This is a genomic window from Oleiphilus sp. HI0067 (assembly GCF_001635735.1).
In genome coordinates this window covers 1-581 of the sequence record NZ_LWFI01000603.1, presented here as the reverse complement: position 1 = coordinate 581, position 581 = coordinate 1, and the positions used below count along the sequence as shown (strand labels likewise).

1 protein-coding gene is annotated in these 581 nt (G+C 47.5%); it reads right to left on the bottom strand.

Going from position 1 to position 581, the window contains the following annotated elements; translation table 11 throughout:
* The coding region (locus tag A3739_RS06835; protein ID WP_197472144.1) for an acyl-CoA dehydrogenase family protein at nucleotides 1-581 on the bottom strand (581 nt) is incomplete at both ends.

The window sequence follows — 581 nt, the reverse complement described above, 5'->3', positions numbered from 1 at the left end:
ATGAGATGCCCTTACTTCCTGCAGGCGCATCCGGAAGCTTTGCCAACACCAAGTGAATGATGTTATCAGTCATATCGTGATCGCCGCCTGTAATCCAAACCTTGTTACCGGTGATCGACACACTACCGTCCGCTTGCGGCTCAGCTTTAGTTTTGATTAGACCAAGATCTGTACCACAATGTGGTTCTGTCAGACACATCGTGCCAGTCCACTCGCCCGCAATAAGCTTCGGCAAATAGTAAGACTGCTGGTGTTCGTTACCGTGCAATGTTAGAGCGTCAATAGAGCCGTGAGACAAACCTGGATACATACCAAACGATAAGTTGGTAGAGCAGCACATTTCATCAACTACTACTTTCAAGAAGTGTGGCAAACCTTGTCCACCATGCTCAACGGGTGAAGCGAGACCGCTCCAACCACCTTCTTGGTACGTTTTGTATGCTTCTTTAAAACCAGAAGGTGTTTTTACTGTTTTCGCTTCTGGGTCGTAGACACACCCTTCCCTGTCACCTGATGCATTGATCGGTTGAAGTACGTTTTCTGCCAATTTTGCAGCTTCTTCAAGTACAGCACGCTGCATG